This is a genomic window from Pseudoxanthomonas kaohsiungensis (genome assembly GCF_010211765.1).
Taxonomy (GTDB): Bacteria; Pseudomonadota; Gammaproteobacteria; order Xanthomonadales; family Xanthomonadaceae; genus Pseudoxanthomonas; species Pseudoxanthomonas kaohsiungensis.
Genome location: NZ_PDWO01000009.1, coordinates 62,235 through 77,615, shown reverse-complemented (window position 1 = coordinate 77,615; position 15,381 = coordinate 62,235). Strand labels below are relative to the sequence as shown.

At 70.7% G+C, this 15,381-nt stretch carries 12 protein-coding genes and 1 tRNA gene; 7 read left to right on the top strand and 6 right to left on the bottom strand.

The features are described 5' to 3' along the window. Positions 1-17 precede the first annotated feature (17 nt). A complete protein-coding gene (gene msrP, locus CSC66_RS10920) occupies positions 18-989 on the bottom strand; it encodes a protein-methionine-sulfoxide reductase catalytic subunit MsrP (RefSeq protein WP_162377425.1) in 972 nt (323 codons plus the stop codon). 145 nt (positions 990-1,134) lie between these two features. On the opposite strand from msrP, the gene serC reads away from it, so the two are divergent. The 3 genes from serC (at position 1,135) to aroA (ending at position 5,016) form a co-directional block, all read left to right on the top strand. Continuing rightward, positions 1,135-2,220, top strand: a complete 1,086-nt coding sequence (serC, locus tag CSC66_RS10915; protein ID WP_162377424.1) for a 3-phosphoserine/phosphohydroxythreonine transaminase — start codon at positions 1,135-1,137, stop codon at positions 2,218-2,220. A gap of 17 nt (positions 2,221-2,237) precedes the next feature. After that, the gene (gene pheA, locus CSC66_RS10910) at positions 2,238-3,428 is read left to right on the top strand and encodes a prephenate dehydratase (protein WP_238394368.1); all 1,191 of its coding nucleotides are present in this window, start codon (positions 2,238-2,240) and stop codon (positions 3,426-3,428) included. A gap of 280 nt (positions 3,429-3,708) precedes the next feature. After that, positions 3,709-5,016, top strand: a complete 1,308-nt coding sequence (aroA, locus tag CSC66_RS10905) for a 3-phosphoshikimate 1-carboxyvinyltransferase (protein WP_162377422.1) — start codon at positions 3,709-3,711, stop codon at positions 5,014-5,016. Between the two features lie 10 nt (positions 5,017-5,026). On the opposite strand, the gene CSC66_RS10900 is transcribed toward aroA, so the two are convergent. Both CSC66_RS10900 and CSC66_RS10895 read right to left on the bottom strand, forming a co-directional pair. Then, positions 5,027-5,605 (bottom strand): energy transducer TonB, encoded by a 579-nt coding sequence (locus CSC66_RS10900; protein WP_162377421.1) that lies wholly within the window; start codon positions 5,603-5,605, stop codon positions 5,027-5,029. Between the two features lie 137 nt (positions 5,606-5,742). After that, a complete protein-coding gene (locus tag CSC66_RS10895; RefSeq protein ID WP_162377420.1) occupies positions 5,743-6,384 on the bottom strand; it encodes an energy transducer TonB in 642 nt (213 codons plus the stop codon). Between the two features lie 116 nt (positions 6,385-6,500). On the opposite strand from CSC66_RS10895, the gene serS reads away from it, so the two are divergent. Further along, on the top strand, positions 6,501-7,778 hold the full coding sequence (gene serS, locus CSC66_RS10890; RefSeq protein WP_162377497.1) for a serine--tRNA ligase: 1,278 nt from the start codon (positions 6,501-6,503) through the stop codon (positions 7,776-7,778). 131 nt (positions 7,779-7,909) lie between these two features. Here the strand turns inward: serS and CSC66_RS10885 are convergent, their stop codons facing one another. Beyond that, entirely contained in the window at positions 7,910-8,497 is a 588-nt protein-coding gene (locus tag CSC66_RS10885) for an FMN-dependent NADH-azoreductase (protein ID WP_162377419.1), read from the bottom strand. Positions 8,498-8,614: 117 nt separating this feature from the next. On the opposite strand from CSC66_RS10885, the gene CSC66_RS10880 reads away from it, so the two are divergent. After that, positions 8,615-9,595 carry a LysR family transcriptional regulator gene (locus CSC66_RS10880; protein ID WP_162377418.1) on the top strand — a complete coding sequence of 327 codons (981 nt, stop codon included), beginning with the start codon at positions 8,615-8,617 and terminating at the stop codon, positions 9,593-9,595. Between the two features lie 82 nt (positions 9,596-9,677). Continuing rightward, positions 9,678-9,767, top strand: a tRNA-Ser gene (locus CSC66_RS10875). Positions 9,768-10,012: 245 nt separating this feature from the next. On the opposite strand, the gene CSC66_RS10870 is transcribed toward CSC66_RS10875, so the two are convergent. Further along, on the bottom strand, positions 10,013-10,891 hold the full coding sequence (locus tag CSC66_RS10870; protein ID WP_162377417.1) for a M28 family metallopeptidase: 879 nt from the start codon (positions 10,889-10,891) through the stop codon (positions 10,013-10,015). A 225-nt stretch (positions 10,892-11,116) separates the two neighbouring features. Between CSC66_RS10870 and CSC66_RS10865 the strand changes: the two genes are divergently transcribed. Further along, the gene (locus CSC66_RS10865) at positions 11,117-11,764 is read left to right on the top strand and encodes a response regulator (protein WP_162377416.1); all 648 of its coding nucleotides are present in this window, start codon (positions 11,117-11,119) and stop codon (positions 11,762-11,764) included. A 103-nt stretch (positions 11,765-11,867) separates the two neighbouring features. Here the strand turns inward: CSC66_RS10865 and CSC66_RS10860 are convergent, their stop codons facing one another. Then, positions 11,868-14,978, bottom strand: coding sequence for an Rne/Rng family ribonuclease (locus CSC66_RS10860; protein WP_162377415.1), 3,111 nt, complete (start codon positions 14,976-14,978; stop codon positions 11,868-11,870). Positions 14,979-15,381 lie beyond the last annotated feature (403 nt).

The following is a 15,381-nucleotide window of genomic DNA, read 5'->3' as shown; positions in this document are numbered from 1 at the left end:
GGGCGCCGCCCGCCACCTCAATACCACTTGCGCAGGTCCATGCCGGCGTACATCGAGGCCACCTGCTCGGCGTAGCCGTTGAACGGGCGGGTCGGAATGCGCTCGGCGAACAGCTTGCTCTTGCTTCCGGCGATGCGTCGCTCGGTCTTCTGGCTCCAGCGGGGATGGTCCACGTCCGGATTGACGTTGGAGAAGAAGCCGTATTCCGAGGGTTGCAGGTCGTGCCATGCCGTCTCGGGCATCTTCTCGACGAAGCGGATCGAGACGATCGACTTGATCGACTTGAAGCCGTACTTCCAGGGCACCACCAGGCGCAGTGGCGCGCCGTTCTGCTGCGGCAGCGGCTTGCCGTACAGGCCGGTGGCCAGCAGGGTGAGCGGGTGCATGGCCTCGTCGATGCGCAGGCCCTCGCGGTAGGGCCAGTTGATCGAGCGGTAGCGCATGCCCGGCATCTGCTTCGGGTCGGCCAGGGTGGTGAAGGCGACGTACCTGGCTTTCGAGGTCGGCTCGAAGCGCCTGAGCACCTCGCCCAGCGGAACGCCCAGCCACGGGATCACCATCGACCAGCCTTCCACGCAACGCAGCCGGTAGACGCGCTCCTGCGGCGCCAGGCCGCGCAGCAGGTCCTCCAGGCCGACGCGTCCCGGCTTGGCGCACTCGCCCTCCACCGCGACGGTCCAGGGCGAAGTCCGCAGCGTCTTGGCCGCGCGCGACGGATCGCCCTTGTCGGTGCCGAACTCGTAGAAGTTGTTGTAGGTGGTGATGTCCTCGTAGCGGGTCAGCTCCTCGCGGGTGCTGAAACCGGCCTTCGCATCGGCGGCGCTGATCGTCGTCTTCGGCGGCGGTGGCGGTTCGGCCTCGGCGCAGCCAGGCAGGGTGGCCAGCAGCGGGCTGGTGGCGAAGGCGGCCAGCAGCCGGCGCCGGTCGCGGTAGACCGACTCGTCGGTGGTCTGGGTGGCGGCGATGCGGGGAACGCGGAAGTGGCGCATCGAACGGACTCCGGAGGGACGACAGGTCGGACCGCTGGCGAAGCCTGCAGTTCCCAGCGCCGCGCGGCACTGGCGGGCGGGCCTTGGTTGCGCCCGCAACCGCTGCACTGCGGCATACTACGGCACCTTTCGTGACGGGTGTTTCATGACGCGCGCGTACAACTTCAGTGCCGGCCCCGCGACGCTGCCGGAACCGGTCCTGCGCCAGGCACAGGCCGAGATGCTGGACTGGAACGGGGTGGGCGCGTCGATCGTCGAACTGAGCCACCGTGGCGCCGAATTCATGGGCGTGGCCGCCCAGGCCGAGGCTGACCTCCGCACCCTGTTGTCCGTGCCCGACGACTACGCCGTGCTGTTCCTGGCCGGCGGCGCGACCACCCAGCAGGCGCTGCTGGCGCTGAACTTCGCCGCGCCCGGGCAGACCGTCGACTACGTCGTGACCGGCCACTGGGGCAAGACCGCGATCAGGCAGGTCAGGCCGTACGTGGACGTGCACGTGGCCGCCGACGGCGAGCCCGGCGGCTTCCGCGACATCCCGCCACGCCAGGACTGGTCGCTGAGCGCCGACGCCGCCTACGTCCACATCACCGCCAACGAGACCATCCACGGCGTGGAGTTCCGCGACACGCCGGACGTCGGCACGGTGCCGCTGTTCGCCGACTTCAGTTCGTCGATCGCCTCCGCGCCGCTGGACGTGTCGAGGTACGGCCTGATCTACGCCGGCGCGCAGAAGAACCTCGGGCCGGTCGGCGTGTCGGTGGTGATCGTGCGCCGCGAGCTGCTCGAGCGCGCCGGCCAACCGCGCGCCGACATTTTCAACTATGCCTCGCATGCGGCGCGCGATTCGATGCTCAACACGCCGCCGACCTGGAACTGGTACCTGCTCGGGTTGACGGTGAAGTGGATGCTGGAGCAGGGCGGGGTGGAGGAGTTCGCGCGCCGCAACGCCGCCAAGGCCGCGCTGGTCTACGACGCCATCGACGGCTCCGGCGGCTTCTACCGCAACGAGGTCGCCGTGCCGGTGCGTTCGCGCATGAACATCCCGTTCTTCCTGCCCGACGAAACGCTCACCACGCGCTTCGTCGCCGAATCGAAAGCCGCCGGCCTGCTGGCGTTGAAGGGCCACAAGGCGGTGGGCGGCCTGCGCGCATCGCTCTACAACGCCATGCCGGTGGCCGGTGCGCAGGCGCTGGTCGGATTCATGCGCGATTTCCAGCAGCGGCACGGATGAGGCGGGGGAAGCGAGCGATGGCAGCACCGAACAAGCCCAGCAGGCCGCCTGCGAAGAAGGCGGCGCGCAGCGGCGCGAAGAAGGCGACGCGTACACCGGCCGCTTCCAGCCAAGCCCAGGTCGCGGCGGCACCGGCGCTGGCCGATGTCCGCGCGCGGATCGATGGCATCGACCGCCAGATCCAGGAGCTGATCGCACAGCGAGCCGCGTTCGCCCTGCAGGTCGGCAAGGCCAAGGGCAAGCTCGCCGCAGCGGTGGACTACTACCGGCCCGAGCGCGAGGCGCAGGTCCTGCGCATGGTCGTGGACCGCAACGAAGGCCCGCTGTCGGACGAAGTGCTGGTGCACGTGTTCCGCGAGATCATGTCCGCGTGCCTGGCCCAGCAGGAGCCGCTGAAGATCGGATACCTGGGGCCTGAGGGCACCTTCAGCCAGCAGGCCGTGCTCAAGCACTTCGGCCGCTCGGCGCACGGCCTGCCGCTCGGCAGCATCGAGGAGGTGTTCCAGGAAGTGGAGGCGGGCAACGCCGATTTCGGCGTGGTGCCGGTGGAGAACTCGGGACAGGGCACGATCCAGGTCACCCTCGACATGTTCCTGACCTCGGCGCTGAAGATCTGCGGCGAGGTCGAGCTGATGGTCCACCAGTACCTGCTGTCGCGCAGCGGGCGGCTGGAGGACATCGAGCGCATCTACGCGCATCCGCAGGCGTTCGCGCAGACCGCCGGCTGGCTGCGGACCAACCTGCCCAGGGCCGAGAAGGTGCCGGTGTCGAGCAATGCCGAGGGCGCGCGGCGCGCGCGCGGCGCCGACGACTCCGCGGCCATTGCCGGTGAGAGCGCGGCGCACGTGTACGGCCTGAAGAAGGTCATCATGCGTCCGATCCAGGACGACAAGGACAACACCACACGCTTCCTGGTGATCGGGCGCAGGATCTTCCCGCCGTCGGGCCATGACCGTACCTCGATCCTGGTGTTCATCCACGACAAGCCCGGCGCGTTGTTCGACGTGCTCAGCCCGTTCGCGCGGCACGGCATCAGCATGAACCGGATCGAGTCGCGGCCCTCGCACCAGGCCAAGTGGGAGTACGCGTTCTTCATCGACCTGGCCGGCCATGTCGACGACGAGGCGATGAAGCAGGCGCTGTCCGAGCTCGAAAGGCATGTGGCGCAGGTCAAGGTGCTGGGTTCGTATCCGGTGGCGGTGCCGTAGGTTTCTTTGCATGGTGCGTGCCTCGGCGGACGCACGGCCCTGTTCCTCGCCGGACACGCCGTGAATCCATCCCTGGAGGCTCGACGGCGCCATCCATGGCGCCGACGGTCCGGCGAGGAACAGGGCCGTGCATCCCGGGTTCGTGGCGGGCGTTCAAGCAAGAGCGGGCCTGGCGGTTTCCGGACAAGTTGCGCAGGTTCGAATCCGGCCCGCGCCTGCATGATCCGCTGACGATGTGTCGCCAGACGTGATTCAACAGACAAGACGTTACGGAGCTGAGATGTCGCAGTCGCAACATTGGATCGCAACCGCCGGGCAGCCGCTGCGCGGCACGCTGGAGATTCCGGGGGACAAGTCGGTATCGCACCGGTCGGTGATGCTGGCCGCGCTGGCCGATGGCGTCTCGACGATCGACGGCTTCCTGGAAGGCGAGGACACCCGCGCGACCGCGGCGATCTTCGCCCGGCTGGGCGTGCGCATCGAGACGCCGTCGCCGTCGCGCCGGATCGTGCATGGCGTGGGCGTGGACGGCCTGAAGGCCGCCGACGGCCCGCTGGACTGCGGCAATGCCGGCACCGGCATGCGCCTGCTGGCCGGCCTGCTCGCCGCGCAGCCGTTCGACAGCGTGCTGGTCGGGGACGAGTCGCTGTCGAAGCGGCCGATGCGGCGCGTCACCGGCCCGCTGGCGCAAATGGGCGCGAAGATCGAGACGCAGGAGGACGGCACCCCGCCGCTGCGCATCCATGGCGGCCAGCGGCTGGCCGGCATCGACTACACGCTGCCGGTCGCCTCCGCGCAGGTGAAGTCGGCGATCCTGCTGGCCGGCCTCTACGCGCACGGGGAGACGTCGGTGGCCGAACCGCATCCCACGCGCGACTACACCGAGCGCATGCTTTCTGCTTTCGGCGTGGACATCGAATTCTCGCCCGGCCATGCCAGGCTGCGCGGCGGCCAGCGCCTGCGTGCGACCGACATCGCGGTGCCGGCGGACTTCTCGTCCTCGGCCTTCTTCCTGGTCGCCGCGAGCATCGTGCCCGGCTCGGAGCTGCGCCTGCGCGCGGTCGGCCTGAATCCGCGCCGCACCGGGCTGCTGCACGCGCTGCGGCTGATGGGCGCCGACATCGTCGAAGAGAATCCCGCCATCCACGGTGGCGAACCCGTTGCCGACCTGGTCGTGCGCCATGCGCCGCTGCATGGCATCGAGGTGCCCGAGGCGCTGGTCCCGGACATGATCGACGAGTTCCCGGCGCTGTTCGCCGCCGCGGCATGCGCAGAAGGGCCGACGGTGGTCCGTGGCGCGGCCGAACTGCGGGTCAAGGAATCCGACCGCCTGGCGGCAATGGCGACCGGCCTGCGCACGCTGGGACTGCGCGTCGACGAAACGCCCGACGGCGCGACCATCCATCCGGGCGAATTGGCTGCCGGAACGATCGAAAGCCATGGCGACCATCGGATCGCCATGGCTTTCGCGGTGGCCGCACAGCGCTCGACCGGCGAGGTGCGGGTGGAAGACGTGGCCAACGTGGCCACGTCGTTCCCGGGCTTCGACTCGCTGGCCCGTGGCTGCGGATTCGGCCTGGCCAGCTAGCGAAGTCCGATCAGCCGCGACGGAACTCGACCGGCAGCTGCACGGTCGCCGCCACCGGTTCCCCGTTACGGGTGGCCGGCTGGAAACGCCACTGGCGCGCCGCCTCGATCGCGGCGCGGTCGAACGCGCGGTCACGATCCCCGCTGCGCTCCACCACCTGGACGTCGGTCGGCACGCCGCGTGCGTCGACATCGATCCGCAGCATCACCGCGCCCTCCTGGCCGGCGCGCAGGGCGCTGCGCGGATATGCCGGTACCGGGTTGCCCGCCAGCGGTTGCGGGGCACGGTTGGCGATCGCGGCGCGGGCACGATCGGCGCCGGAGTTGTCGCGCGTGCCGGACGCGTCAGCCGGGCGGGTTTCGGTAGCCGCCGGCGTGGTGAGCTGCGGTTCGACCATGGTGACGGCCGGCTGCGGATCGACGGTCATGTCGTCGCGCTGCGCATACCACCACACGCCGAGCGCCACCAGCGCGACCGCCAGTGCACCCATCAGCACCGGGGAGGTGCGTCCGTCGCGTGCCTGGACCTGGTCGTCGACGGGGTTCGGATCGACGTGCGTGTGCTGCGAGTGGTTCGTGTAGGTCGCCATGGGCGTCTCCTCGGTGGTTGGGTGGAACCGTGGCCGAGTTTCAACATGGCGATGTCAGCGCGGGGTCGATTTGCGCTGAACGTTTCCCTACCCGGATTGCTCCGTTCAGGCAGTTGCACGCGTCGTGAGCGGGAGGCTCACTCGAGCTTGAAGTCGATCGGGACCGAAAGCGTGCCGGCGACCGGATTGCCGGCGGCGTCGCGCGCCGGCGAGAAGCGCCAGTGCGACACCGCTTCCACCGCGGCTCGATCGAGGTCGCGCGAGCCGCTGCGCTGGGCCATGTCCACCGATACCGGCTGGCCCTGCGCGTCGACCTGCACCTGCAGCACCACCGTGCCGGTCTCGTTGCGCCGCAGCGCCTCGCTCGGGTAACGCGGCGAGGGCGACTGCTCCGGAAGGGGAATGGGTGCCTGCGCGGCTTCGCCCGCAACCGGAGCGGCCTCGTCGATGGTGGGCGGCAAGGGACTGGTTTCGGCCGGCAGCGGCGCCGGTGCCGGCGCAGGCGCATCCTCCACCAGCCGCGGCGCCTCGCCGGCAGCGGGCGGCAATGGCGTGGCCGCGTCACCGGCCGGGGTGGGGCGCGGCAGTGGTTCGAACTCCTCGGGGACGGCGGCCGGCAACTCCGGTCCCATCGCGACCGCCTGGTCGCGGCGCGCGGCCAGCCAGACCACGGCAAACAGCAGCCAGCCGAGCAGGAAGGCGCCTGCGACCAGCAGCCAGCGGCCTCGCGGCAGGTACGCGGCCAAGCCGGCCGGTGCGGAACGTGGGGTAGTGGCCATGGCGGTCCGGATCACGGGTCCAGCGGATTCTGCCACGACGCCGGTGAACCATCGGCGGGCGCGCGCCGCCGCGATTGGCGATAATGCGCGACCACGTCCGCCAAGCCGTCCCCGCCATGCTCGATCCCGCGCTGCTCCGCAACCAGACCGCCGCACTGGCCGAACGCCTCGCGGCGCGCGGCTACACCCTCGACGTGGCCGCGATCGAGTCGCTGGAGGCCGAGCGCAAGGCGATCCAGGTGCGCACCCAGGAGCTGCAGAACCTGCGCAATACCCGTTCCAAGGCGATCGGCCAGGCCAAGGCCAAGGGCGAGGACGTGGCGCCGTTGCTGGCCGAGGTCGCCGGTTTCGGCGACGAGCTGAAGGCCTCCGAGGCGCGGCTGGAGGAGATCCGCGGCAGGATCGACGCCATCGCGCTGGGCATTCCCAATATTCCCGCCGACGACGTCCCCCGCGGCGATGACGAGGCCGGCAATGTCGAGCAGCATCGCTGGGGCACGCCGCGCAGCTTCGATTTCCCGGTCAAGGACCACGTCGAGCTCGGCGCGCGCCACGGCTGGCTGGATGCGGACACCGCCGCCAAGCTCTCCGGTGCGCGCTTCACCGTGCTGCGCGGACAGCTCGCGCGCCTGCACCGGGCGCTGGCCCAGTTCATGCTGGACCTGCATACCGGCGAGCACGGCTACGAGGAGACCAGCGTCCCGCTGATCGTCAATGCCGACTCGCTGCAGGGCACCGGCCAGTTGCCCAAGTTCGAGGAGGACCTGTTCTCCACCGAGCTGGGCGAGCACCGCCGCTACCTGATCCCCACTTCGGAAGTGCCGCTCACCAACATCGTCCGCGACGAGATCGTCGAAGCCGACCGGCTGCCGCTGCGGATGAGCGCGCACTCGCTGTGCTTCCGCTCCGAGGCCGGCAGCGGCGGCCGCGACACCCGCGGCATGATCCGCCAGCACCAGTTCGAGAAGGTCGAACTCGTGTCGATCGTCAGGCCGGAAGACAGCGACGCCGAGCACGGGCGCATGACCCGCGCCGCCGAGACCGTGCTGGAGAAGCTGGGCCTGCCGTACCGCAAAGTGCTGCTGTGCACCGGCGACATGGGCTTCTCCGCGCGCAGGACCTACGACCTGGAGGTGTGGCTGCCCTCGCAGGAGACCTACCGCGAGATCTCGTCCTGCTCGACCTGCGGCGATTTCCAGGCGCGGCGGATGCAGGCCCGCTGGCGCAACCCGGCCACCGGCAAGCCCGAGCTCGTGCACACCCTCAACGGTTCGGGCGTGGCGGTCGGCCGCGCGCTGATCGCGGTGATGGAGAACTACCAGAACGCCGACGGTTCGATCACCGTGCCGGACGTCCTGCGTCCGTACATGGCCGGTGCCGAACGCATCGCCTGAGCGGTACGTTTCGCCAGGCGCCGCGCGGGGCCGGACCGCCGGGGCCGGCGTCGCCCGTCGAGGCCGGCGGGGCGGCCGCGCTGCACGCCGGCCGCGCGGCTGCCGCTTTCGGCGGCGATTGCCCTCGGGCTTCAGGCCGCCTTGCGCAGCGGCGCCACCAGCGCCGGGATCGCGGCCTTGGCCGCGGCGATCGCATCGCTGCGGTGCTGCGGCGAATAGGCCACGCCTTCGGCACGGACGAACTCGACATCCTCGATGCCGAGGAAGGCGAACACCTGGCGCAGGTAGGGCTCCTGGAAGTCGCTGGGCGCGCCGCTATGCAGGCCTCCGCGCCCGCTGGCGATGACCACCTTCTTGCCGCCGGCCAGTCCCTCCGGCCCGGCCTCGGTGTAGCGGAAGGTGCGGCCGGCCACCGCGACGCGGTCGATCCAGGCCTTCAGCGTCGAGGGAATGGCGAAGTTGTACATCGGCGCGCCGATCACCACGACGTCCGCGTCGAGGAACTGCTGCAGGGTCCGCTCGGCATCGGCCGCCTCGGCCGGATCGGCCTTGGCCAGGCTGCCGCCGGTGAGGTGGGGCAGGGGCTCGCGGTCCAGGTCGCGGTACTCGACCTGCACGCCGTCGAGCGTGGACGTCCACTGTGAGACGATGGCGGCGCTGAGCTCCCGGGTGACCGAGTTCTGGCCCAGGGCGCTGGAATCGATATGCAGCAGGTTCATGGCGGTGTTCCTTGTTTCAAGGGCGGCGATGCCGCGACCGGAACACTATCTGTTGTTGCATTATTGGAATAAAGGTGGTTACATGCCACCGTCTGTTCCATTTATGGAAGTGCGGCCATGCAGGATCTCAACGACCTCTACTACTTCGCCATGGTGGTCGAACACGGTGGCTTCGCCGCGGCCGAACGCGCGCTGGGCATCCCCAAGTCGCGCCTGAGCCGGCGCATCAGCCAGCTGGAGACCGACCTGGGCGTGCGCCTGCTGCAGCGCTCCACGCGCCGTTTCGCGGTCACCGACGTCGGCATGAGCGTCTACCGCCATGCGCAGACCATGCTCACCGAGGCCCAAGCCGCGCGCGAGGTGGTCGACCGCCTGAGCGCCGAGCCGCGCGGGGTGGTCCGGGTCAGCGTGCCGGTCGCGCTGGCCCAGCAGCAGCTGCCCAAGCTGCTGCCGAAGTTCCTCGACCAGTACCCGAAGGTGCGGCTGCAGTTGCACATCGGCAACCGTCGCGTGGACCTGATCAACGAAGGCTTCGACGTCGCTCTGCGCGTGCGTGCGCGCCTGGACGATGACGGCAGCCTGGTGATGCGCAGCTTCGGCCAGATCCAGGAACTGCTGGTGGCCAGTCCGAAGTACCTGGACCGCGCGGGCCGGCCGAAGGATCCCGCCGACCTGGCCTCGCACCTGACCTTGAGCATCCACGAGGACGAAGCCCACCAGCGCTGGGAACTGCACGGCCCCGGTGGCGAAGTACGCCGCGTGGACCTGCAGCCGCGCGTGGCCGGCTTCGATTTCCCGCTGCTGCAGTCCATGGTCAAGGACGGCTTCGGCATCACCATGCTGCCGGAGACCGTGTGCGCCGAAGCGGTGCGCCGCGGCGAGCTGGAAGTGGTGCTGCCGGAATGGTCGCTGCCGCAGGGCATCTGCCACGCCGTGTTCGCCTCGCGCCGCGGGCTGCTGCCGGCGGTGCGCGTGTTCATCGATTTCCTGGCCGAGCACCTGCCGCAACAGATCGAATCCTCGCGCCTGGATTGCGGCAACTGCGGCGGCAAGGCCGGTGCGAAGCCGCCGGTGGCCGAAGCCGTCGAAGCCGGCTGATCGCCCCCGCCGCGCATGCGACAATCGCGCCGCCGTGCCGTGCCGCCAGGCTCGGGCACGGCGATCGCGGCACGCGCAATACGGAGAGATGGCCGAGCGGTTTAAGGCACCGGTCTTGAAAACCGGCGTAGTGGCGACACTACCGTGGGTTCGAATCCCACTCTCTCCGCCAGATACGCGAGGGCCCCCGCAAGGGGGCTTTCGCGTATCTGGCGGAGAGAGTGGACGTAGATGAGGACCCGGTTCGACAACCGCGCAGCGGTTGCACGGCGCAGCCGCCCGCAGGGCGAGGCACCAAAGGTGCCGAGTGAATCCCACTCTCTCCGCCACCGTTGCCGCGCCCACCCGGGCGTCGACGCCGCCACCACCGCATCCGCCGCGCGTTCACCGTAAGGTGCCCGCGTCGCCGTGGGCAGGCTAGGGTCCGCCCGACGCGCCGGCGGCGGATGCCGGGGATTCCGCGCGCGGGACTTCGGCCACGGCGGTCACGTCCAGTGCGCGCAAGCCCGCCTCCACCACCCGCAGCGCCTCGGGCACGGCGGCCGGATCCAGTTGCGAGGCATCGTCGCTCGGCGAGTGGATGACCTGCATCACCCGCGGCGCGGGGTCGGGCGCCTGGCCGTCGAAGGCCTGGAGGATCGCGGCGATCTCGTCGCCGCCGACCAGCGAGAACGACACCGCCGGCCATCCGGCCTTGAGGAAGGCGAGGTGGTCGGTGGGCGGATACCTGTCGCCCGGCTGGAATCCGATGCCCTCGACGCGGCTGGCCGCGTGCAATGCCGCGAGCAGCGGCGTGCCGTCCTGCGGGGTCATCATCCACAACGTATCGCCCCAGCCGAACACGTCGAAGTTGACGTACAACGCAGGCTGCTCCTGCCCGGGCGTGGCGATCCAGGCGTGCGCGCCCAGCAGGCCGCGTTCCTCGAGGTCCCAGAACGCGAGCTTCACGCGGTGGTTGTCCAGCGGGCGCGCCTTCAACGCCTGGGCGAGCTCCAGCACGGTCGCCACGCCGGAGGCGTTGTCGGTGGCGCCGTGGCCGACGTCGACCCGGTCGTAGTGCGCACCGATCAGCAGCAGCGGCGCACCGGCCGGGCCGCCGAGGTCGACGACCAGGTTGCGCCCCGACAGTCCATCGGCCTCGAACGGCTCCTCGCGCCAGTCCAGGCCCAGCGCGTCCAGGCGCGTGCCGATCGCCGAGGCGCGGGCGGCGGTGTCCTCGCCCAGGCTGATCCCGACCACCTGCGCCTGCCAGCGCGTGGCGATCGCGTCCGTCGTGGCGGCAGCGGTCGTCGGCACGGCCGACCCGACCGCTGCGACGGGCTCGGGGGCGTGGGCGGTCGCCGCGGACGGAAGGCCGGCGGCCAGGACGAGCAGCAGCACGGACCGGCGGCAAGGCCGCCGGGAGAGCAAGGAATGGCGCATGAGGTTTCCCCGGAAACGGACCCGGAGTATGCCCGGCCGCCGCTTGCCCGGCGACAGGTCTGGCGATAGTCTGCGGCCGGGCCATACCGAGGGAGCGGGATGACCATCCGGGTATTTCTGTTGGACGACCATGCGCTGGTCAGGACCGGTTTGCGCATGATCCTTTCGGCACAGTCCGATATCGAGATCGTCGGCGAGGCGGAAAGCGGCGAGGAAGCGTTGCCGCTGATCCGCTCCCTGAAGCCCGACGTGGTCCTCTGCGACCTGCACTTGCCGGGCATCAGCGGCCTGGAAGTCACCGAACGCATCGTGCGCGCCCATGCCAGGTGCCGGGTGGTGATCGTGTCGGTGCTCGAGGACGGCCCCCTGCCCAAGCGGCTGCTCGACGTGGGCGCGTCCGGTTACGTGGGCAAGGGCGGCGATGCGGGCGAACTGCTCAACGCAGTCCGCAACGCGGTGCGCGGCAAGCGCTACCTCGGCAGCAGCATCGCCCGCAACATGGCGCTGGCCAGCGTCGGCGGCGACGAGTCACCGTTCGACCAGCTGTCCCCGCGCGAACTCGAGGTGGCGATGCTGCTGGTACAGGGCATGCGCCAGGATGCGATCGCGCGGCGGTTGAGCCTGAGTCCGAAGACGGTCAACACGCACAAGTCGCGGCTGTTCGAGAAGATCGGAGTCGAGGACAACATCGCGCTCGCCCGGCTGGCCGCGCGCTACGGGCTGATGGATCCCGCCACCAGCCTGTGAGGGCCTGCGGCCGGTAACCGGTCCGGCAGCGCGGCGCGTTCCGGGAAGAGAGCCTCCGCCCGCCCGCGACGCGGGAGGGCGGATCCGCCAGGCGTGGCGCGTGTCAGCCGCGCGGCTTGGCCTCGTCGTCGTCGGCTTCCGCGGCGGGCGCGTCTTCGTCGGCCGATGCCACCTCGCTGGCGACCGCTTCCGGCGCCTCGGATCGGCGCTCGACACCCGCGGGCGCGGCAGACACCTGGTCGAACAGGCCGGCGGTGGTGAACGGCGCCGGAGGAGCCGGCTCCGGCTGCGATTCGACGGGCGACGCCGACGGCGGCACCGGGGCCACGGCAGCCGCCGGCGCGGTGGCCGTGCGGATTTCTTCCGTCGGCACGGGCACGGCCGGTGCTTCGGCGGCCGTGGCGGCGGCCGCTTCGGCGGGCGTGGCCGGCTCCACCGGGGCCACCGGCAGGCCAGCGACCGCGTCGGCGGCAGCCTCGGCGGGCTCGATCGCACTGGCTGCGTCAGCGAAGGTCGCCTGGCTGACGCCGGCGCTGGTGGATTCCGGCGCGGCGTCGACGGCCCTCGGTGGCGCGCCTGCGCTGGCCGCGGGGGCTTCCGCCGGTTCGGACCCGGAGTCGGCCGGCGGCGCCATGGCCGCCGGAGCGGACCCGGCTGTCACCGGAGACGGGGCGGCCGCCTCGATGTCGTCGAAGTCGAATTCGGGCTGCCCCGCCGGGTTGGTGCCACCGGCGGCAGCGGCGGCGGGCGCTTCGGCGAACTCGCCTGCAGCGTCGTCATCGCCGGCGTCGTCCAGCTCGCTGGTGCCCTCGGCGCCACCCTCGGCCAGCGCGCCGGCGGCTTCGCCACCGCGACGACGGCGACGTCCACCCCGACGGCCACGGCGACGGCGGCTGCCACCCTCGGCATTCGCCGCGTCATCGCCAGCGGTCGGCGCCGCATCATTGTTGCCCGGCGCCGGCGCGGCTGCCGCGGCGTCGCTGGCGACCGGCGGCGTGGCGTCGGTCGTTGCGGGTGCGGCCACCGGCGTCGCCACGGCGGCGACCAGCAGGGTCTCGGCGGTCACGTCGGCCGGAGTGGCCGCCGGGCGCGCGGCGGCGTCTTCGCCGCGCTGGCGCGGCGGAACCTGCGCCGAAGCCGTCTTGGCCGGCTCGCTGGAATCGCCCGCTTGCCGCTGCGGCTTCTGCTGCTGCGGCTGGCGATCCTGTTTCGGTTGCTGCTGGCGATTGCCGGCGGGCTGTCCAGCCTGGCCCGGCTGCGCGGACTTGGGCTGCTGCTGGCGTTCCTGTTTCTGCGGCTGGGCGTTGCCGCCGCCGCCCTTGCCCTGCTGGCCACGCTGCTTCTGCTGCGGGTTGCGGTTGCCCTGCGGGCCGTCGCCGCGACCTTCGCCACGGCCGTCGCGGCGGCGCTCGTTGCGGTCATTGCGGTTGCCGCGGCCGTCATCGCGCGACGGGCGTTCCGGCGCCGGGGCGGCCGGAGCGGCATCGCCACCGAACAGGCGCTTGAAGAAGCCGACAACGCCACCGGATGCCGGGGCGGGGGCCGGTGCGCGCGGTGCCGGGGTCGCGGCCACCGGCGCCGGCGCTTCCTCGCGCTCCTCGCGCACCGGGGCCGGGCGCGGCGGGGCCACGCGGGTCACCGCCGGCGGCGGCGGGATGTTGAGCTGGGCCTTGGTCAGCGCGTGCACCGGCAGCTTGCGCGGGGTACCGCGCTGGTAGCTGGGCTTGGTGCTTTCCTCGCCCAGCTCGTTCTCGCGCAGGCGGGTGACCTCGTAATGCGGGGTGTGCAGCTGCTCGTCGGCGACGATGATGATCGGCGCGTCGTGGCGGGTCTCGATCTCGCGCAGCGCGCCGCGCTTCTCGTTGAGCAGGAAGTTGGCGATCTCCACCGGGGCCTGGACCAGCACCTGCCCGGTGTTCTCCTTCATCGCGTGCTCTTCGGCCACGCGGATGATCGACAGCGACAGCGACTCGACGCTGCGCATGCGGCCGTGGCCCTCGCAGCGCGGGCAGACGATCTGGCTGGACTCGCCCAGGCTGGCGCGCAGGCGCTGGCGGCTCATCTCCATCAGGCCGAAGCGCGAGATCCGACCCAGCTGGACGCGGGCGCGGTCGTACTTGAGCGAACCCTGCAGGCGGTCCTCGACCGCGCGCTGGTGCTTGGACGAGGACATGTCGATGAAGTCGATCACCACCAGGCCGCCCAGGTCGCGCAGGCGCAGCTGGCGGGCCACTTCCTCGGCCGCCTCCAGGTTGGTGTGGAACGCGGTCTCCTCGATGTCGCCGCCCTTGGTGGCGCGCGCGGAGTTGACGTCGATCGCGGTCAGCGCCTCGGTCTGGTCGATCACCAAGGCGCCGCCGGAGGGCAGGCGGATGGTCCGCTCGTACGCGTTCTCGATCTGCGATTCGATCTGGAAGCGGTTGAACAGCGGGATGTCGTCCTTGTAGTGCTTGAGCTTGCGCAGGTTCTGCGGCATCACCTGCTGCACGAACTCGCGCGCGTCGTTGTACATCTCCTCGGTGTCGACCAGGATCTCGCCGATGTCGTTGCGCAGGTAGTCGCGCAGGGCGCGGATGATCAGCCGGCTTTCCTGGTAGATCAGGAACGGGGCGGGCTTGCTCAGCGCCGCCTCGGCGATCGCCCGCCACACGGCCAGCAGGTAGTCCAGGTCCCACTGCAGCTCTTCGGCATCGCGGCCGACGCCGGCGGTGCGGATGATCACGCCCATGTCGTCGGGGATCTGCAGGGCGTCCATCGCCTTCTTCAGCTCGGCGCGGTCGTCGCCCTCGATCCGGCGCGACACGCCGCCGGCGGTCGGCGAGTTGGGCATCAGCACCATGTAGCGGCCGGCCAGCGAGATGAACGTGGTCAGCGCCGCGCCCTTGTTGCCGCGCTCGTCCTTGTCCACCTGGACGACCACTTCCTGGCCCTCGCGCAGCAGCTCGCGGATGCCGGCCTTGTTCGGGTCGACGCCGCTCTGGAAGTAGTCGCGGGAGATTTCCTTCAGCGGCAGGAAGCCGTGGCGCTCGGCGCCGTACTCGACGAAGGCCGCCTCGAGGGATGGTTCGAGCCGGGTGATGCGGCCCTTGTAGATGTTGGACTTCTTCTGTTCCTTCGACGGCTGTTCGATGTCGATGTCGTACAGGTTCTGGCCGTCGACGATGGCCACGCGCAGTTCTTCGGCCTGCGTGGCGTTGATCAGCATTCGCTTCATGGTGCGTTCCTCGCGCGCTACTACCGCGCGGAACGCCGGGGCGTTCGCTACTCTGGAATCCCGCCTGTCGCCGGGGGCATTGGGGCGGGTTTCGCCGTCCGTCGCGCAGGCGCGTCCGGGCGGATCCTGGTTTCCAGCGCTGCAACACCACGGCGGGCCGCGGGAGCGCTTTGCTCTAATGACTTGATGGGTACGGCGGGCCGGCGGCGGGATCGCCGCGCGGGACATGTTCAGCTACCGGTGCTCTGACCCACCGGGCCATGGTCGGGTCTGCCTGCAAGCCGCTAACATGGCCGCTCCGGGAGCGGTGGCCGCGCACTGTGCCGGGATCGCGGGAAGCCCGGGCTTTCGGCCCTGCAGCTTCTTCCAGCGGAATCAAACCCTTACATCGCCGGCCGAGTCT